Annotated in this window: 1 protein-coding gene; it reads left to right on the top strand. The window is 76.2% G+C overall.

The window, feature by feature from the left end:
- Positions 1-120: 120 nt before the first annotated feature.
- Positions 121-1,021, top strand: a 901-nt coding sequence (locus tag ACFWM7_RS35370; protein WP_383268909.1) for an NAD(P)H-binding protein, incomplete at its 3' end; no start/stop codon positions are given.

Here is a 1,021-nt window from a genome sequence, read left to right on the forward strand (position 1 = left end):
CTGAGGATCCGGGCCTCGGCCGTTCGCCGCCCGCCCCGGCGCCGTACGCCGGACGCTCGGACATCCCTCCCGGACGCTGAGCCATGGGCGGGGCCGCCCCGGCCGCGCGAGGCTGGTGCCATGACTCAGGCAGACGCGACCACAGACGCGACCACAGACCCGACCTCCGCCGCGACCTCCGTGCCGGGCCCCGTACTCGTGATCGGCGGCACCGGCAAGACCGGCCGCCGGGTGGTGGCCCGCCTCCGCGAGCTGGGGGTGGAGACCCGGGCGGCCTCGCGCTCCGGCGACACCCCGTTCGACTGGTCGGACCCCACCACCTGGCAGGCCGCCCTGGACGGGGCCGCCGCCGTCTACATCACCCCGCTCGACGCCTCACCCTCCCCGACGCCCGCCTTCGTCGAACAGGCCGTCGCGAGCGGGGTGCGGCGGCTGGTGCTGCTCTCGGCCCGGGGCACGGACGTGCCCGGCTACTTCGGCCCCGCCTACGAGGACGGCGGACCGCACGGCGAGGGCGAGCGGGCGGTGCGCGCCTCCGGGGTGGAGTGGACGATCCTGCGGCCGGGCTGGTTCTCCCAGAACTTCAGCGAGGGCGTCTTCCTCGACGGCGTACGCGACGGGGAACTGGCGCTGCCCACCGGGGACGGGAGGGCCGCGTTCATCGACGCCGACGACATCGCGGACGTGGCCGTCGCCGCGCTCACCGAGGACGGCCACGCGGGCGAGGAGTACGGGCTCTCGGGCCCGCGCGCGCTCGGCATCGCCGACGTCCTGGACGAGATCGCGAAGGAGACCGGAAAGCGCGCCGCGTACGTCCCCATCGACACGGCCACCTTCCGGGCCGGGCTCGTCGCCGAGGGCTTCCCGGAGGTGGAGGCCGGCCTCTGGACCGACGCGCTGGAACCGATCACCACGAGCCGGGAGGCGCCCGTCCTGGACGGGGTGCGCCGGGCGCTCGGCCGGGAGCCGCGCGACTTCGCCGACTTCGTCCGGGACGCGGCGGCGAAGGGAGTGTGGGGCC

Origin of the sequence: Streptomyces sp. NPDC058375 (assembly GCF_042723425.1) — a bacterium.
GTDB lineage: Bacteria > Actinomycetota > Actinomycetes > Streptomycetales > Streptomycetaceae > Streptomyces > Streptomyces durocortorensis.